The organism is Pseudomonas putida, from assembly GCF_028682635.1.
Taxonomy (GTDB): domain Bacteria; phylum Pseudomonadota; class Gammaproteobacteria; order Pseudomonadales; family Pseudomonadaceae; genus Aquipseudomonas; species Aquipseudomonas putida_AE.
Window position 1 is genome coordinate 1 of record NZ_JANHLK010000052.1, and the last position, 15,993, is coordinate 15,993.

General features: G+C 63.3%; 9 protein-coding genes and 1 pseudogene. 5 read left to right on the forward strand and 5 right to left on the reverse strand.

Going from position 1 to position 15,993, the window contains the following annotated elements:
* Window positions 1–185, forward strand: a pseudogene (locus tag NPS56_RS30410) (type VI secretion IcmF C-terminal domain-containing protein); the annotation flags it as partial.
* 88 nt (window positions 186–273) lie between these two features.
* Here the strand turns inward: NPS56_RS30410 and ampC are convergent.
* Window positions 274–1,431, reverse strand: a complete 1,158-nt coding sequence (gene ampC / locus NPS56_RS30415) for a class C beta-lactamase (protein WP_274078079.1) — start codon at window positions 1,429–1,431, stop codon at window positions 274–276.
* A 14-nt stretch (window positions 1,432–1,445) separates the two neighbouring features.
* Window positions 1,446–2,174, reverse strand: a complete 729-nt coding sequence (locus NPS56_RS30420) for a Crp/Fnr family transcriptional regulator (protein ID WP_274078080.1) — start codon at window positions 2,172–2,174, stop codon at window positions 1,446–1,448.
* A gap of 148 nt (window positions 2,175–2,322) precedes the next feature.
* Here NPS56_RS30420 and NPS56_RS30425 point away from each other — a divergent pair, with 148 nt between their 5' ends.
* Window positions 2,323–2,502: a hypothetical protein gene (locus NPS56_RS30425; protein WP_274078081.1), complete on the forward strand. Its 180-nt coding sequence runs from the start codon at window positions 2,323–2,325 to the stop codon at window positions 2,500–2,502.
* 27 nt (window positions 2,503–2,529) lie between these two features.
* Here NPS56_RS30425 and NPS56_RS30430 read toward each other — a convergent pair whose 3' ends face one another.
* A complete protein-coding gene (locus tag NPS56_RS30430) occupies window positions 2,530–11,163 on the reverse strand; it encodes a GH36-type glycosyl hydrolase domain-containing protein (RefSeq protein ID WP_274078082.1) in 8,634 nt (2,877 codons plus the stop codon).
* Window positions 11,164–11,435: 272 nt separating this feature from the next.
* On the opposite strand from NPS56_RS30430, the gene NPS56_RS30435 reads away from it, so the two are divergent.
* Window positions 11,436–12,359, forward strand: a complete 924-nt coding sequence (locus NPS56_RS30435; protein WP_274078083.1) for a LysR family transcriptional regulator — start codon at window positions 11,436–11,438, stop codon at window positions 12,357–12,359.
* Here NPS56_RS30435 and NPS56_RS30440 read toward each other — a convergent pair.
* Both NPS56_RS30440 and NPS56_RS30445 read right to left on the reverse strand, forming a co-directional pair.
* A complete protein-coding gene (locus NPS56_RS30440; protein ID WP_274078084.1) occupies window positions 12,356–12,802 on the reverse strand; it encodes a GlcG/HbpS family heme-binding protein in 447 nt (148 codons plus the stop codon). The genes NPS56_RS30435 and NPS56_RS30440 overlap by 4 nt on opposite strands.
* An 11-nt stretch (window positions 12,803–12,813) precedes the next feature.
* A complete protein-coding gene (locus NPS56_RS30445; RefSeq protein ID WP_274078085.1) occupies window positions 12,814–14,163 on the reverse strand; it encodes a metal-dependent hydrolase family protein in 1,350 nt (449 codons plus the stop codon).
* 260 nt (window positions 14,164–14,423) lie between these two features.
* Here NPS56_RS30445 and NPS56_RS30450 point away from each other — a divergent pair, with 260 nt between their 5' ends.
* On the forward strand, window positions 14,424–14,810 hold the full coding sequence (locus tag NPS56_RS30450; RefSeq protein ID WP_274078086.1) for a nuclear transport factor 2 family protein: 387 nt from the start codon (window positions 14,424–14,426) through the stop codon (window positions 14,808–14,810).
* 218 nt (window positions 14,811–15,028) lie between these two features.
* The gene (locus tag NPS56_RS30455) at window positions 15,029–15,487 is read left to right on the forward strand and encodes an REP-associated tyrosine transposase (RefSeq protein WP_274078087.1); all 459 of its coding nucleotides are present in this window, start codon (window positions 15,029–15,031) and stop codon (window positions 15,485–15,487) included.
* Window positions 15,488–15,993 lie beyond the last annotated feature (506 nt).

Genomic DNA, 15,993 nt, shown 5'->3' on the forward strand with positions numbered 1-15,993 from the left:
AGGTCACGCCACTGGACGACGGCGACAGTCGTTTTCGGATGGTGCTCAAGGCGCCCGATGGCATTGGCCTGACCTGGTACTTGCGCACCGAACTGGGGGCCGGGCCGATGGCCTTGCTCAAGTTGCGTGGCTTCAAGTTGCCGACGCAGATCTTTTTGGGCAAGGGTGAAAAAGTGCCGCTCTGATTATGGAGGGCAGGGCTTGCTGGTGATAGCGGTTCGTCAGGCGACAACGGTGTCGGCTGTTCGTCCGCCATCGCCAGCAAGCCGGCTCCTACAGGGCTAAAGACTCCAATATCTGATGAGCAATCTTCACCCGCTCTTCATTCGGATAGTTTTTATTGGCCAGGATCACAACCCCCATATCCTTCGCTGGCACATACGCAACGTAAGCCCCAAACCCACCGGTTGAACCCGTCTTGTTGAGCAGCACATCTTCAGCCTGCGGTTGCGGCGGATTCAGCCACTGAACCTGATGCGCCTGCATGGCCATCGCCGTCGAATTCCCCGCCAGCAGGCGATCGAGAGTGACCGGATAGCGATACATCTCCCACCCAAGCCCCTGGGTCATGTCGCCGACGCTGTAGTAACCGGTATGGGTCAAGGCGATCGCCTGTTGGAGGGGTTTTTCCAGGCTGGCCGGTTGCAGGTTGGCCTGGACAAAAGCGATCAGGTCCGCCGCACTGGTTTTCACGCCGTAGGCTTCGGCATCCAGCGCCCCCGACCCGACCCGTACGGGTTTGTCGGCCTTGTTGTAGCCTTGGGCATACAGCGCCATTTGATCCTGCGGCACGTTGAGCCAGGTGTGTTTCAGACCGAGCTTGGGCAGCAGGGTGTTTTCCATTAAGACATTGAAGGGCTGGCCCAGTGCCTGGGCGGCGAGGTAGCCGGACAAACCGATGCTGGGGTTCGAATACAGGCGGTGGCTGCCGACGGCGTATGCCGGCTTCCACTGCTGGTAGTAGCCGAGCATCTTGTCCGCCGAATCCGCCTCGGCCGGGAATTGCAGGGGCAGGCCGCCGGCGGTGTAGGTGGCCAGCTGCAATACACTGATGTGGTCGAACGCGCTGCCGTGCAGGGCCGGCAGTACCTCGCTGGCCTTGTCGGTCAATGCCAGTTTGCCGGTGGCCTGGGCGTAGGCGGCGAGGGTGGCGGTGTAGGTTTTGCTGACCGAGCCGATCTCGAACAGAGTGTCCTGGGTCACCGGGCTGCCGGTCTCTTTTGAGGCCAGGCCATAGTTGAAGTAGTGCGGTTTGCCGTTGAGGGTGACGGCCACGGCCATGCCGGCGATGCCTTGCGCTTGCATGACCGGGCGCACGGCGTTGCTGACGATCGATTCGAGCGGGTCCTGGGCGAGGGCCTGGCCTGCCGCGAGCATCGCAACGCAGGCGGCCAGAATCTTCAATCTTCCGAGATTGACCGTGTCCGTCATGGGTATCGCTCCATTCACTTGTCGCGCCGCATTGGAAAATAGGGCAGCAGGCGTTCGGTTTCTTTTTTGACCACGGCGTAGCATTCGCAACTCAGCTCCTCGAGACGAGTCCTGTCCAGGACCTTGATGTGGCCCCGAGTATATTCGATGACCCCCAGGCGCTGCAGCTTGCCGGCCGCGTCGGTCACGCCTTCGCGGCGTACGCCGAGCATGTTGGCGATCAGTTCCTGGGTCATGGTCAGTTCATTGCCGGGCAGGCGATCGAGGGACAACAGCAACCAGCGACACAGCTGCTGGTCGATGGAGTGGTGGCGGTTGCACACCGCCGTCTGGGCCATTTGCGTGATCAGCGCCTGGGTGTAGCGCAGCATCAGCAGGAGCATTTCTTCGTGGCGGTTGAACTCGTCCTTGAGTTGCTGGCCGGGCAGGCGGTAGGCATGCCCGGCGCTTTGCACAACGGCGCGGCTCGGCGTGCTTTCGCCGCCCATGAAGACCGCAACGCCGATCAGGCCTTCGTTGCCGACCACCGAGATCTCGGCCGAGGCGCCGTTCTCCATTACGTACAACAGCGACACGATGGAGTCGGTGGGGAAGTAGACATGGCGCAGGGCGCCGCCGGACTCGTAGAGCACTTGGCCAAGGGGCAACTCGACCAGCTCGAGGTGGGGCAGCAGGCGGTCCAGCGATGACGCCGGAAGCGCTGCCAGCAGGTAGTTCTGTTGTGGCTTGGGTACAGCGAACATATCAGCCACCCTTCGAAGGAAAATTCCCTGAGGGGGACAGGTTACTCCAAAGCACACTATGCGGGGCAACGCACCGACGTCGCCGCTGCCATCTGCAATGCTCAAGGGAGCGACGCTGCCTCTGCAGCGCCGGACGTTGGAGATGGCCATGAGCAAACACATTGACCCGAATCTTCGCCAGGGCCCTGGCAAGCCCACTGCGAAGCAACCACAAAGCACGCCACCACCCCTGCATCCCAAGCACGGGCAGGCGGCCGACCAACCGGTTCACAGCAAACTGAGCGACGCGGTGCAGCCGCACCACCAGGGCCCGGGCAGTAACGCCTGAACCCTGTTCCACCCAGCGCGCTGGATCTCAACGCTCCAGATCGGCTTCGACGGTTCTGTCGCAGCCAGGCATTTGCGCCTGCTGCGCTTTTACCGGGCAGGTCACCAGCACCTGATGGTCCCTGCCGTCATCTGATAATTGCAGCGCGTCCTGGCCCAGCAGCTCGCCGTCCAGCATGATCACCAGTGTGCTGGTCGTGCCAGGGCGCACATCGATATGGTAGGTCGTCGCCCCATAGCGGTAGCGCAGCGTGTAGCCAGGCCAGCCCTGCGCCAGCAGCGGTTCGATATGCAATGCAGTGCCGACACGCTGCAAACCGAGCAATGACTCGACGATGAAACGGTACATCCAGCCGGCCGACCCGGTGTACCAGGTCCAACCCCCGCGGCCCGCATGGGGCGGCGTGCCATAGACGTCGGCCGCCATGACATAGGGCTCGACCTTGTAGGTCTCCAGCCGGCTGGCGACTTCACCCCCTGCAGGGTTGATCATGTCGAGCAACCGCCAGGCCCTGGCGTTGTCGCCTAGTTCGGCGAACGCCATGCCGGCCCAGACCGCGGCGTGGGTGTACTGGCCGCCATTCTCCCGCACGCCCGGCACGTAGCCCTTGATGTAACCGGGCTCCAAGGTGCCTGTGTCGAAAGGCGGATCGAGCAGCAGCACCGCGCCTGTGTCGGGGCGTACCAGGTGCTGCTCGAGCGAAGACATGGCCGTGCGTCGCCGCGCTTGCGGGGCGGCCCCCGAGAGTACCGACCAGCTTTGCGCGATCGAGTCGATACGGCACTCGTCATTGTTGGCCGAGCCCAGGAGCTGGCCGTCGTCAAACCAGGCGCGCCGGTACCAGGCACCGTCCCAGGCATGCGCCTCCAGACTCGACTGCAGCAGGGCGGCCTGCTGGGTACAACGCTGTGCGAAAACAGGGTCGCCGTGCAATTGGGCAGTGAGGGCGAAGCGCTGCAGGACATCAAAGCCGAAGAAGCCCAGCCACACGCTTTCCCCTTGGCCCAGGTGGCCGACCCGGTTCATCCCGTCGTTCCAGTCGCCCGTGCCGATCAAGGGCAGGCCGTGGCTGCCGCGCGGCAGGCTGTGTTCGATGGCGCGCACGCAATGCTGATAGAGGCTTTCTTCGAGGTGCGATTTGCCCGGCAGGTCGTAGTAAGACTCTTCCCCGGCATTGAGCGGGCGGCCTTCAAGGTAGCCCACGGGCTCGGCCAGCACGCTGAGGTCGCCGGTGACGCTCACATAGTGACTGGTCGCCAGCGCCAGCCACAGATAATCGTCGGAACAGCCACTGCGCACACCGCGATCCAGCGGCGGGTGCCACCAATGTTGCACGTCGCCTTCGGCATATTGATGGGCCGCACACAACAACAGGTGGGCACGCACGCTGGCGGGATCGGCATGGAGCATCGCCATGCTGTCCTGCAGTTGATCGCGAAAGCCGATGGCGCCGCCGGACTGATAGTAGCCACTGCGGGCCTGGAAGCGACAGGCGATCACCTGGTACATCAGCCAGCCATTGACCATCACATCGATGCTCGGGTCGGGGGTCTGGACCTGGATCACGTCCAGCTGCGAACGCCAGTGCTCGCGTACCGCCTCCAGTTGCGCGGTGGCCGCGGCCAGGCCGCGGTATTGATGAACCAGGCGCAGGGCGGACGTCGTGTCCCTGGCTGCACCGAGGCGGAAGACCACGTCCTGCTCTTCACCGCTGTCGAGATCCAGGGCCACCTGGATCGCCGCGCAAGGATCGAAGCCGCCACCGGTGCGGCCCGACAGGCGTGCCTGCTGCAGTCCTGCAGGTGCCTTGAGGCTGCCGTTGCGGCCGACGAACTCGGTGCGATCGCCGCTGATGCTGGTGTCGGTCGAGTCGGTATCGAGAAACGCCACCCGTTCGCCAAACTCGATCGAATAGGCGTTCCTGGCGAAGAATGCGCCGCTGGTAGGGTCGGCTTCCGTCACCACATGCATCGCCGATTTGCTGCGCAGGTCGCCCAGTACCCACTCGACGTAGCAGGTGGTCGACAGGCGCCTCGGGCGACCCGAGCGATTGCGAATCTGCAAATGCGAGAACTTGATCGAAGCATCCAGCGCCACATACACCCACAGCTCGGTGTGGATGCCGTCTTCATCGTGCTCGAACACGCTGTAGCCGAAGCCGTGCCGGGTGCGGTACTCGCCAGTACCGGGACAAGGCTGTGGCGTCACCGACCAGACATGCCCGGTTTCTTCATCGCGCACATAGATCGCCTCGCCGCTGGCGTCGGTGATCGGGTCGTTATGCCAAGGGCTCAGGCGAAATTCGTGGGCGTTTTCCATCCAGGTGTAGGCGCCACCGCTTTCGGAAATCACCGAGCCGAAGTGCGGGTTGGCCAACACGTTGGCCCATGGCGCCGGCGTCGGCTTGCCAGGCTGCAGAGTCATGACGTACTCGCTGCCATCGGCACTGAAGCCGCCATAGGCGTTGCCCAGCAGCAAACCGTCAAGAGCAGGCAGGGCCGTTGCCTTGGCCTGGCGCTTGAGGGTGGGGACGAGCGCCGGGGACACCGGGCTGGCGTGACGCCGTTGAAGCTGTTCGGCAATGCTGCCTTTGCTTTCGCTCAGCACCAGGCGCGCCACCGACAGGATCAACGTGCGGTCCTCGTTCGACAACTGCTGGGCCGGCCGCACGAAGATGCCCCCGGGATGGTCAATCAGCGAGGCTTCGCTGCCGGATGTCACCACCCCCATGATCAGGTCCTGGAGTTGCTGGCGATAGCCGGCCTGGTCTTCGTTCCAGATCACCAGATCGACCATCAGGCCTTTTTGTCGCCAGTAGGCATGGGCCTTGACCATCTGCTGCACCAGCTCGATGTTCTCGACGGTGGCGATCTGCAACAGCACGATGGGCAGGTCGCCGGAGATCGCCTGGCCCCAGAGGCTCGATTGATTGCGTCGGTTGGCCATCAATACGCTGTTTTCCGTGCGCAACGAGGCGTTGGCGTAGAGGATCGACGCGGCCATCTGTTCAAACAGGCGGGCATCTTCCGGCGTTACATTGAGTTGGCGCAGCAACACCTGGCTGTGGGTCCAAGCCAGGTCGAAGACGCGATCGGCGAGGTGACGGTCGCGGAATTTGTTGATCAGGTACAGGCAACCCTCACGGCTGTCCGCGACGCCGGTCACCAGGTCGATGGTCGCCGTTTGCCCGGGTTCCAGGGTAATGCGGCAGCGGATCGCGACGATCGGGTCCAGCACCGAACCGGCAGTGCCGGACAGCTGCTGGACGTGGCCATCGAGTGCCGCCGGTGCGGCAACGTCGCGCCCGCGGCCGATGAAGCGCGCGCGATCGGTCTCGTAGGAAATCGCGTCGATGTCCGCGCCATGGACCGCCATCAGGTGGCACATCCAGGGCACGGCTTCCTCAGTGGAACGGCGCCTGCGGGTGCAGACGATAGCCTGCAACGCCGGCAGCAGTTCGGTCTGCACGAACAGGTTGCTGAAGGCCGGGTGCATGGCATCACTGATGGCCGGCGCCAGGACCACCTCGGCGTAGGTGGTGATCTCCACGCTCCGCCGTACGCGGCCGCGGTTGGTGATGTGCAGCCGGCGCAATTCGATGTCGTCTTCGGGCGACACGACGATCTCGGTGTGCGTATCGAAGTCGAGCTCGCGAACCCGAAACTCGGCCCGGGCATCGCTGAAAATCGCCTCATGGCTTTCAGGCCGGTGCAGGGTCGGCTGGTGCGCCGAGGACCAGAACACGCCGCTGCTGACGTCGCGCAGGTAGCAGAACATGCCCCAGTTGTCGCGGGTCGCATCTTCACGCCAGCGGGTCACGGCGATGTCGTTGCAGCGGCTGTAACCGCCGCCGGCACTGCTGAGCATCACGTGATAACGGCCGTTGGACAGCAGCTGGACGGCGGGGCGCTTGCGCCCGGGATCGGCGAACACGCGAAGCCTGGTTTCCTGGGTCCCGGCATTGTCCCCCGTGGCAGGGTCGTGGGTCGCATGCAGGTAGGGCGCGGCGGTTTTCGGCACACGTTCCTGCAGCAGCAGGAGGGTTGCCTGAAACGCCGGGATCGACTCGAAACGGCGCTGCATGGGCCGGTCCAGCAGCAGGCTGGTCAACGCCAGCAGGCTCATGCCCTGGTGGTGCGCCATGAACGAGCGCACCACCGCATAACGCTGGCCCCGGGGCAGGCGTGCCTCGGTGTAGTCGACCGCTTCGTACAGGCCATAACGGCCCGCCGAGCCCTGGGTCGCCAGGCGTTGCAGGTTGCGGCAGGCCGCTTGCGGCTCGACCATCAGCGCCAGGGCGCTGGCGTACGGCGCAATCACGGTGTCCTCGGCCAGCCCGCGCTTGAGGCCAAGGCCTGGCACGCCGAATGCCCGATACTGATAATTGAAGTGGCCGTCCAGGGTGTTGTAGCCCGACTCGGACACGCCCCAGGGGATGCCCAGCTGGTTGCCATGCTCGATCTGCAAGGCCACGGCCGCGCGGCAGGTCTGCTCCAGCAGCGTGCCTTCATAGCTGGGCATGACCAGGTTGGGCATCAGGTATTCGAACATCGATCCGGACCAGGACAACAGCACCGGCACCCCGCGATTGTTGCTGAGCAAACGCCCGAGGGTGAACCAGGCCTGTTGCGGCAGTTGGCCCTGGGCGATGACCACGAAATTGGTCAGGCGCACCTCTGACGCGAGCAGGTCGTAGTAGCCGTTGTCCAGCCGGCGTTCGTCGGCGTTGTAGCCGATCGAGAACAGGTCGCGCTGGGCATCGTAGAGGAAAGTGAAGTCCATGCTCGCCAGAGACGCGGACAATTCGGCCAGGTGCTCGAGCTGGCTGATTCGGGCGCGAGCCAGGGTTTGTACCACCTGCACTTGCGCCTGATCGGCGGGCAGCCACAGCGTGATATCGAGCTCGGCCATGTGCCGCAGGGTGAGTGCCTTGGCCTGGGTGGGTGCCTGCGGCAGCTCGAAGCGCAGCCACTCTGCGCGCAGATCCGCGCACTGCATCTGCAATGCCTGCAGCCAGTAGTGGACTTCTTCAGCGGCGCTGGTCGGGCTGTCGATCGCCAGGGCCTGTGCCTGATCGAGCAGTTGCAGGAGGTTGTCCTGGACGCTGGCCGATTCCACCTTCGCCCTCAGTTCGAGCACGGCACGGTCATCGAGGCCCGCACCTTCCAACGCCTGTTGCAGCACATCGAGAGTGTCGCCCAGGCCGCCAAGGCTGCGTCGATCGAACAGGGGCGTGTCAATCAATCCCAACAGCCCCGGCCGCAAGGTGAGCAACAGGCCCGCCAGGTTGCCGCTGTCGACGGTGGACACGTACCGAGGTGCCAACGGTTGCAGTGTCTGGGTGTCGTACCAGTTGTAGAAGTGCCCCTGATGCCGCTCAAGGCCGGCCATGGATTCAAGGGTGGCGTTGATGCGTTCAAGCAGGCGCCCGCTGCTCAGATAGCCGAAATCGTGGGCCGCCAGGTGCGAGAGCAAGGCCATGCCCATGTTGGTCGGTGAAGTCCGATGGGCAATGGTCGGCTTGGGTATTTCCTGGACGTTGTCCGGCGGCAACCAGTTGTCCTCAGGGCCCACATAACGATCGAAGAACGCCCAGGTCTGGCGTGACAGCATGCGCAGGAAGCGCAGGTCCTGCGCGGATGGACTGAACCCTGTCGGTGTGGTCGGCAGGCTGATCCACCAGGCAATCGCCGGGCTCGCCAGCCACACCAGCAGCAAAGGTGCCGCGAGTGCAAGTACATGGGGAGAGGAGAGCAGGGCCGCGAACAGCAGCAGCGCCAAAGCAGGAGCAATCCACAGGCTTTTATACATGCCGGCCAGATCGTTGCCACTGGAGCGCTCCACCTCACGGGAAGGCTGCCATTGCAGCAGGCGACGCTTGCTGATCAGCATGCGCCACAGCGAGCGGCCAATCGCGTCGAAGCTCAGCAACGCATCGGAGGGCAGCCAGACAATCGACAACAGCGCCCGCATGAAATGCTGGCCCGAGGTGTGCAGGGCCGCCGTCAGGTGTTGCCCCAATGGAATATCGGCCGCTTTCTGCACCAGCGCCAGCACCGACTGCAGCACGGGTTGCAGGCAGACCAGTATCACCACCGCCAACGTCCAGGAGGCGGCCTCGTTCGTACCCAGCCAGCCCCATGCCAGCATCGCGAGGAAGGCGCCTGGTTCCAGGCTGCGGCGCAGATTGTCGAAGATTTTCCAGCGGGCCAGGTTGCTCAGGCGATTGGCCGCGAACCCTCCCTGGGGTTTCGGGGCCCACGGCAGGGCCCAGTACAGCACTTGCCAGTCGCCGCGAATCCAGCGGTGGCGGCGCTTGGCATCGGCGCTGTAGCGCGACGGGTATTCCTCATACAGCTGCACATCGCTGAGCAGTCCGCAGCGGGCATAGCAGCCTTCGATCAGGTCATGGCTGAGGATGCGGTTGTCGGGCAGGCAACCCTCGAGCGCCTGTTCGAAGGCGTCGACCGCATAGATGCCCTTGCCGATGAAGGAACCGTTGTGGAACAGGTCTTGGTACACATCGGAAACGGCGCGGGTGTACGGGTCGATACCGGCATCGCTGCCAAACAGGCGGGCGTAGGTCGAGCGTGCCGTGCTAGGCAGGCTGATGCCCACCCGTGGCTGGAGGATGGCGTAACCGCTGACGATCCTGCCGCTCTTTTCATCGAATACCGGATGGTTCAGCGGGTGCATCATGGTGCCGATACACTGGCGCGCGACATCCCGTGGCAGCAGGGTATCGGTGTCCAGGGTAATGACGAAGCGCACCGCACTCAGGGGCGCGATATCACCGACAATCAAGGCAAAACGCTCCCGGCCTTTGCCTCGCAGCAATGCGTTGAGCTCGGCGAGTTTGCCGCGCTTGCGCTCATGCCCCATCCATACCCGCTCTGTAGCACTCCAGTGCCTGGGCCGGTGCAGCAGGAAGAACCGGTCGACCTGGCCATCGGCATACTTGTGGTTGAGCGCCTCGATCAGTTGGCGCGCCAGGGTGAGCAGTTCGCCGTCCTCGGGCATCACCTCGGCGGGGGCGTCCATGAAGTCGCTGAGCAGGGCGAAATGCAGGTTGTCATCGCGATTGGCCAGGAAGCGCACTTCCAGGCCTTCCGCCAGGGCTTCGATGTCGCCGGCGTTGGCAAACATCGTCGGCACCGCCACCAGCGTTCGTGCCTCGGTCGGTATGCCCTTGCTGTAATCCAGGCGGGGCAGTAGCGACGGGGCGACGGTGAGGGTCACCAGCCAGTTGACAAGCCCGATAGCCAGGCGGCTGGTCATCAAGAGTGCGGGGATCGCGAGCAGGACCAGGCCCCAGGTGGGTGTGCCGCTGTGATAAGCGCTGCTGAGAAAGGGCCAGGCCAACAAAAATGTCAGCAGCAGAGCAGGGCACAGGTAGAACTTCAGCGGGGCGCTCTGCAGCATTCGCTTCCAGCGTTCTAGCGGCGACACGCTGGCGTGCAGCGCCTGCTCCAGGCTGAACAACCCGTCAGCCACCAGGTAATAGCCCACGTGTCCGGTCACTCCGGCGGGTTGTGGGGTGTTGGCCAGTTCGATGGCGGCTTCTGCCACCTGGGCCTCAGACTGCACGCAATGCCGGGCCAGACGTTCGACCACATGGCGGTAGCGATCGCGGGTGGCGAAGTCCATGTTCGCGTAGACGCCCGCCGGGTCGGTGCACAAGACCTGTTCGACATGGCTGAGCAGCTCGACGAACTCGCGCCAGTCGGTCGCTGCCAGCAAGCGCAGGCTGGCGATGCTGTTGCTGATGGACACCTGGTCACCGGATTGCTGCTGGGCATCCATCTGCACCAGGCGTTCGACGGTCAGGCCGGCCTCACCGAGGGTTTGTTCGATCCACGCCATGGGCAAGATCAGCGCGGCGCTTTGCCCGTGCAGGCGGCGCGCCAGTTCTGCCACGAAGGCTGGCGTCATCGGTGGCGCCGAACGCGCCATGTCGGCCACGGTCAAGACCACGCTCTTGGCGTCGCGCTCGGCCATTTCGATCAGGCGATCGGCCCAGTCATCGGCCAGGTTACGGTCATCCCGGTTGGCCATGACCCGGGACGCCACGCGCCGCAGGTTCTCGATCAGCGCCAGGCGCAGCATGATCGGGATGGCCCACAGCTCGCCCAGGGTCAGCGGCGTGATGGTCTGGTACGAGGCGATGAAACAATCCAGGCTCGGCGCATCGACCCGGCCATCGCCGTGGGCGATGGTTTCCAGGGCGATGTCGTAGACCCGCGGCAGGCCTGCCGAGGGCCCTTCGGCCAGGCGTGGCAGCTCGCGGCTGTAGCCGTCAGGCAGGTGGGTCCTGGCGGTGCGGATGTTTTCTTCGATCAGGTAGAAGTTGTCCAGCAGCCATTCCGCCGCCGGGGTGGCGCGTCGACTGGACTGTTGCACGGTCTTGAGCGCTGCGCAGCTACGTTCCAGCAGCAGTTGGTTGTCGGTCAGGCGGCCGAGCAAGGCGTCCTTTCTGGAAAGACGCCCGAGCACATGTTGGCGGGCCAGGACGATGCCGTGGTCGGCCATCTGCTGCGCATTGAACAGGTCGGAACGCAGGATGGGCTCGTACTCGAACTTGTGCCGCGCGGCACTCCACCTGAGCCAGATGGCCGGTGAGCGCCAAAGGCTGGACAGTGTGCGAGTCAGGATATTTTCCATGAAATCCTTCGTACGACCTGCGCAGGGCAGGGCGCATGTGGAATGAAGGCGGTTCTACGCCAGGCTAGGTGTGCGGGGCATTGCGCCGCCGGGCGCAGCATTCCACCGACGAGTGTGAAGTGTTCAGGGGGGCGAAGTCTGTTCGGTAGCGAACATAGGCGGTGTAGGCAGGTATCTTGCGTCGCGATACCTGCTAACGCGGCACGCGATTGGTGGGAGTTATACCCGGGTCATTAGAGTTGCCACTGCCATCCATTTGCAGCGGAAACAGCATGCGGTATCGACGTCTTGACTTGAACCTGCTGGTGGCCCTCGATGCCCTGTTGAGCGAATGCAGCGTCAGCAGGGCCGCTGAACGACTGTGCCTGGGCCAGTCGGCAACCAGCTCGGCGCTTGGACGTTTGCGCGAGCATTTCAATGACCCGTTGCTGGTGCAGGTCGGGCGGCGGCTGGAGCCCACTGCCCTGGGGCTGGAGCTGATGCCAAAAGTGCAGGAAGCCCTCGCCCTGACGCGGGAGATTATCGATGCACCGATGAATTTCGACCCGGCCACCTGTACCCGGCAATTCACCTTGGTGGCTTCCGATTACGTGGCCGGGGTGCTGTTGCCAGCGGTCAGTCTTGCGTTGGCGCGCATCGCGCCGGGTGTGCGTTTGAGCCTGCGCGACTTGCCTGTGCCGCGCGATGGTGACGTGGTCAGCGAAGCGCTCGACTATCGGCGCAGTGATTGTGTGATTGTGCCGCAACGGCGGTTGAACCCTGCTTACCCCCACGTACCCTTGATGAGTGACCAGCTGTGTTGCATCGTCTGTGCGCAGCAGCCGCAGTTCGCCGAGGGTTTGAGCCTGACGGGCTACTGCGCCGCCGAACATGTGGTGCGTGAGTTCGCCGACGGGCGAAACCTGGCCATGGATGCCGTGCATCTGCATGAGTTGGGTGTTCATCGGAGGGTGGCCGTGGCCGTTGAAAGCTTCGTGCTGATGCCGGAGTTCATAGTCGGTACCGCGCGAATTGCCACTGTGTTTCGCCGGCAGGCAGAACGTTTTGCCCAGCGTTATCCACTGCGCATTCACCCTGCACCGCTGGCTTTTCCGGACGCCGTACAGGTGCTGCAATGGCACCCGTATCAGGAACGAGACCCGGCGCTGATGTGGTTTCGCAGCCTGCTGTTGGAGCAGGCCGCGTCGCTTGATTAACCCGCGGGCTGATCACCGGTATCGGCCACCAGCCCGGCCTGGTCGATCGCCTGAATGGCGCAGCGCTCATCATTGTCCGAAGTGTCGCCACTGATGCCGATGGCGCCGAGAATCTTCCCCTCGGCATTTCGAATCAGCACACCCCCAGCCACCGGAATCACCTCGCCGCCGGTCAAGCTGTTGATCGCATCGAAAAACGCCGGCATGGCTTGCGCACGCCGTGCCAGTTCCCGTCCGCCGAAGCCCATTCCCAGGCAGCCGCGCGCTTTGCCCGTGGCGATCTGCGGGCGCAGGAAACTGGCCTGTTCATCGCGCAGGACCGCCAGTGGATGACCCGCTGCATCCAGCACGGCGGCGGCCAGGGGGTTGAGCCCGGTTTCCCGGGCGATGCGGATCGCGCTGCTGGCGATCTGGGTGGCTGTGGTCAGATCAAGTGTGTGCATGACGTCGATCCTCATAGTGCCCACTTGCCCAACTGAGCAACACGGTCGCGGGTGTACAGGTCGGTCCACTTCAGCGAGTTGAAATCGGAGACCTGCTTGGGGTTGTAGGGGCTGCGTTCCATGCGCACCGGCTGACCGGCCTTGTACACGGCCTTGAGGCGCGAGCGGTCCTGGAGGATGCGGATGTCGTGCAGCGGCGAGCCGTCGAGCAACAGGAAGTCCGCTTGCTTGCCCACTTCCAGGGAGCCGATGGTTTCACCGCGGGGCATGCAGCGCGCACCGGTGGCGGTGGCGGCATACAGGGCTTCGGCGGGCGTGAAGCCCAGGCGCGTGACCAGCAGTTCCAGCTCACGGGCATGCCACTCGCCATAAGGGGTCACGGCAAAACCGCTGTCGCTGCCACAGGCAAAGGGCACACCGGCCGCCTTGGCACGTTTGAGCACCGCCGAACCGACTTCCAGCGTGCGCGCGCAGTAACCGGCGTACCCGGAGGTGATGGCCGGGTCGTGGGGCTGGCAAAAATCCACGGTGTTCTGCGGGAAGGTCATGGTCGGCGCGAGGATACTGCCCGCTTCGAGCAAGGCCTCGATACAGTCGTCGTCCATGTAGAAGGCGTGGAACACCAGATCGACACCCGCGCGTGCGGCGTACATCACCGCTTCACGGCCATAGGCATGGGTCGCTACTTTGCACCCCAGGCGATGGGCTTCTTCGACCATCTCGTAGGTTTCTTCGGCGGTGAACGCCGCGATGATTTCGCCGTTCGGGCGACGATGGGTGCCGTCCATGGCGATCTTGATCAGGTCTACGCCATCCTTCGCCTGCTTGCGGATTTCTGCCAGGGCTTCGCTGCGGCTGGTGACCAGGCGCGCGGTGAAGTATTCCGGAGCTCCTACGCGGCTCGGAAACCAGTCATTGAGGCTCTGCCGATTGGTGATGACCCGGCTGCTGGCCGCGATGCGCGGACCCTCGAACAGGCCAGCGGCAATTGCGTTGCGCACTGAAATGCTGAGCTGGCCGCTATCGCCCGGGCAAACCATGCTGGTCACGCCGGCGGCCAGCACATGTTGGGCGAAGAACATGCCACGCAGCGCGCGGAATTCGTCGCTGGTCCAGATATCGATGTCTTCTTCACTCTGCGCGTTGCCGAAGGCCAGGTGGGTATGCACGTCCACCAGGCCTGGCATGACAAAGTTATCGCCGGCATCGACAATGCTGTCATCCGCTTGTGGCTGCGGCGCCATGGCTGTCGGGCCGACGTAGGTCAGCAGGCCGTTTTCCACGACCAGCGTTTGCTGTTGACGGGTATGCAGGCCAGTACCGTCGAACAGGGTCTGGCATTTGAGGTGCAGGGCATTCATGGCGTTTTCACTTGGCTGATTGTTATGCAAAGTGAGGCTAGGGCGCGGCCACGGGCGCCACCAGCAACTTGCATCAATGGCCGGGTATTGATGGCGTCGATAGCTGCTCAATCCCACTAGGGGCGGGGCCTTTGCGGCGCAGGGTGAGATCAGGGGGTGGGTATCGCGAGTGGCGATGGCTGGCATCGTGATCGACGATTTTTTACGGGTCGGATTGCAAGTCTATGGTGCGCGCTCATCACCCACAGAGAGCCATTGACATGACCACCGCAGCCGTAAAAAACCAACTCCTGGCACTTGAGCAGGAACGCCGCCGGGCCCTGGTTGAAGAAGACTACCCACGCGTCGCCGAGCTGTTCGCCGATGACCTCGTGTATGTGCACACCACCGGATTGGTGCAAGGCAAGGCGGACTACCTGGAGTACGCAAAAAGCGCCGTGCAGTATCTGGACATTGAGCGTGGCGAGTTGCAGGTCCGCTTTTACGGCGAGTACCTGGCGGTGATGACCGGCACGCAATGCAACACCTTGCGCAAGCGCGGTGGCGAGCAGTCGATTCGCGGCGACGGCTTTGCCACCCAGGTCTGGACGTTGGGTGCAGAGGGTTGGCAGATCAGCTCGTTCCATGGGACACGTGCGCCTAACTGAATTCGTTCAGCACGCTATCGCTGGCAAGCCAGCTCCTACAGGTTTTCGGGTGCCTGCGGATTGTTGGGCGGTACACGAATCTGTAGGAGCCGGCTTGCTGCGGGCGGCGTTCCGACGATGACGTCCGTACCGTCACATCCAGAACCAAACTGTGACAACGCTCTTCGTCCTGGCGCACTAGCCTTGTGTTTCGGTTTTGAACACAGGAGGGCAATGGAATGCCTGATCTTCCCCACGCCAATCGCCTGCGCGCCGGGCGCTATTCCCAATCCGGGCAAATTTATCTGCTGACCGCAGTGACCCGCAATCGCGAGCCGCTATTCACCAATTGGCTGACAGGGCGGCTCCTGGTACGGCAATTTCAACAAGCACAGACTGACGACCAGGCGGATTCCCTGGCCTGGGTGGTCATGCCTGACCATTTTCATTGGCTGGTCGAGCTGAAGAACGGCACCTTGCCGGCATTGATGCTGGCCACCAAATCTCGTAGCGCAAGAGCGATCAATACTCACCTGGGGCGAACAGGATGTCTTTGGCAAAAAGGCTATCACGACCGTGCCATTCGCTACGAAGAGGATCTACTGGCGGTTGCCCGGTACGTCATCGCCAACCCCATACGCGCCGGCCTTGTCCGGCGAGTACATGATTACCCTTTGTGGGACGCCAAATGGCTGTAGGGGTGGTTGCTGAATTTTGGTACGACACAAATGCGTAGGAGCCGGCTAGCTGGCGATTCGGTGGTGGCCGTTATGCCGCCATCGCTGGCAAGCCAGCTCCTACAGGTTTTGGGCTGCATGCGGGTTGTTGATACGACACAAATCCGTAGGAGCCGGCTTGCTGGCGATTCGGTGGTGGCCGTTATGCCGCCATCGCTGGCAAGCCAGCTCCTACAGGTTTTGGGCTGCACGCGGATTGTTGGGTGCGACACAAATCTGTAGGAGCCGGCTTGCTGGCGATTCGATGGTGGCCGTTATGCCGCCATCGCTGGCAAGCCAGCTCCTACAGGTTTTGGGCTGCATGCGGATTGTTGGTACGACACAAATCTGTAGGAGCCGGCTTGCTGGCGATTCGGTGGTGGCCGTTATACCGCCATCGCTGGCAAGCCAGCTCCTACAGGTTTTGGGCTGCATGCGGATTGTTGGTACGACACAAATCCTTAGGAGCCGGCTTGCTGGCGATTCGG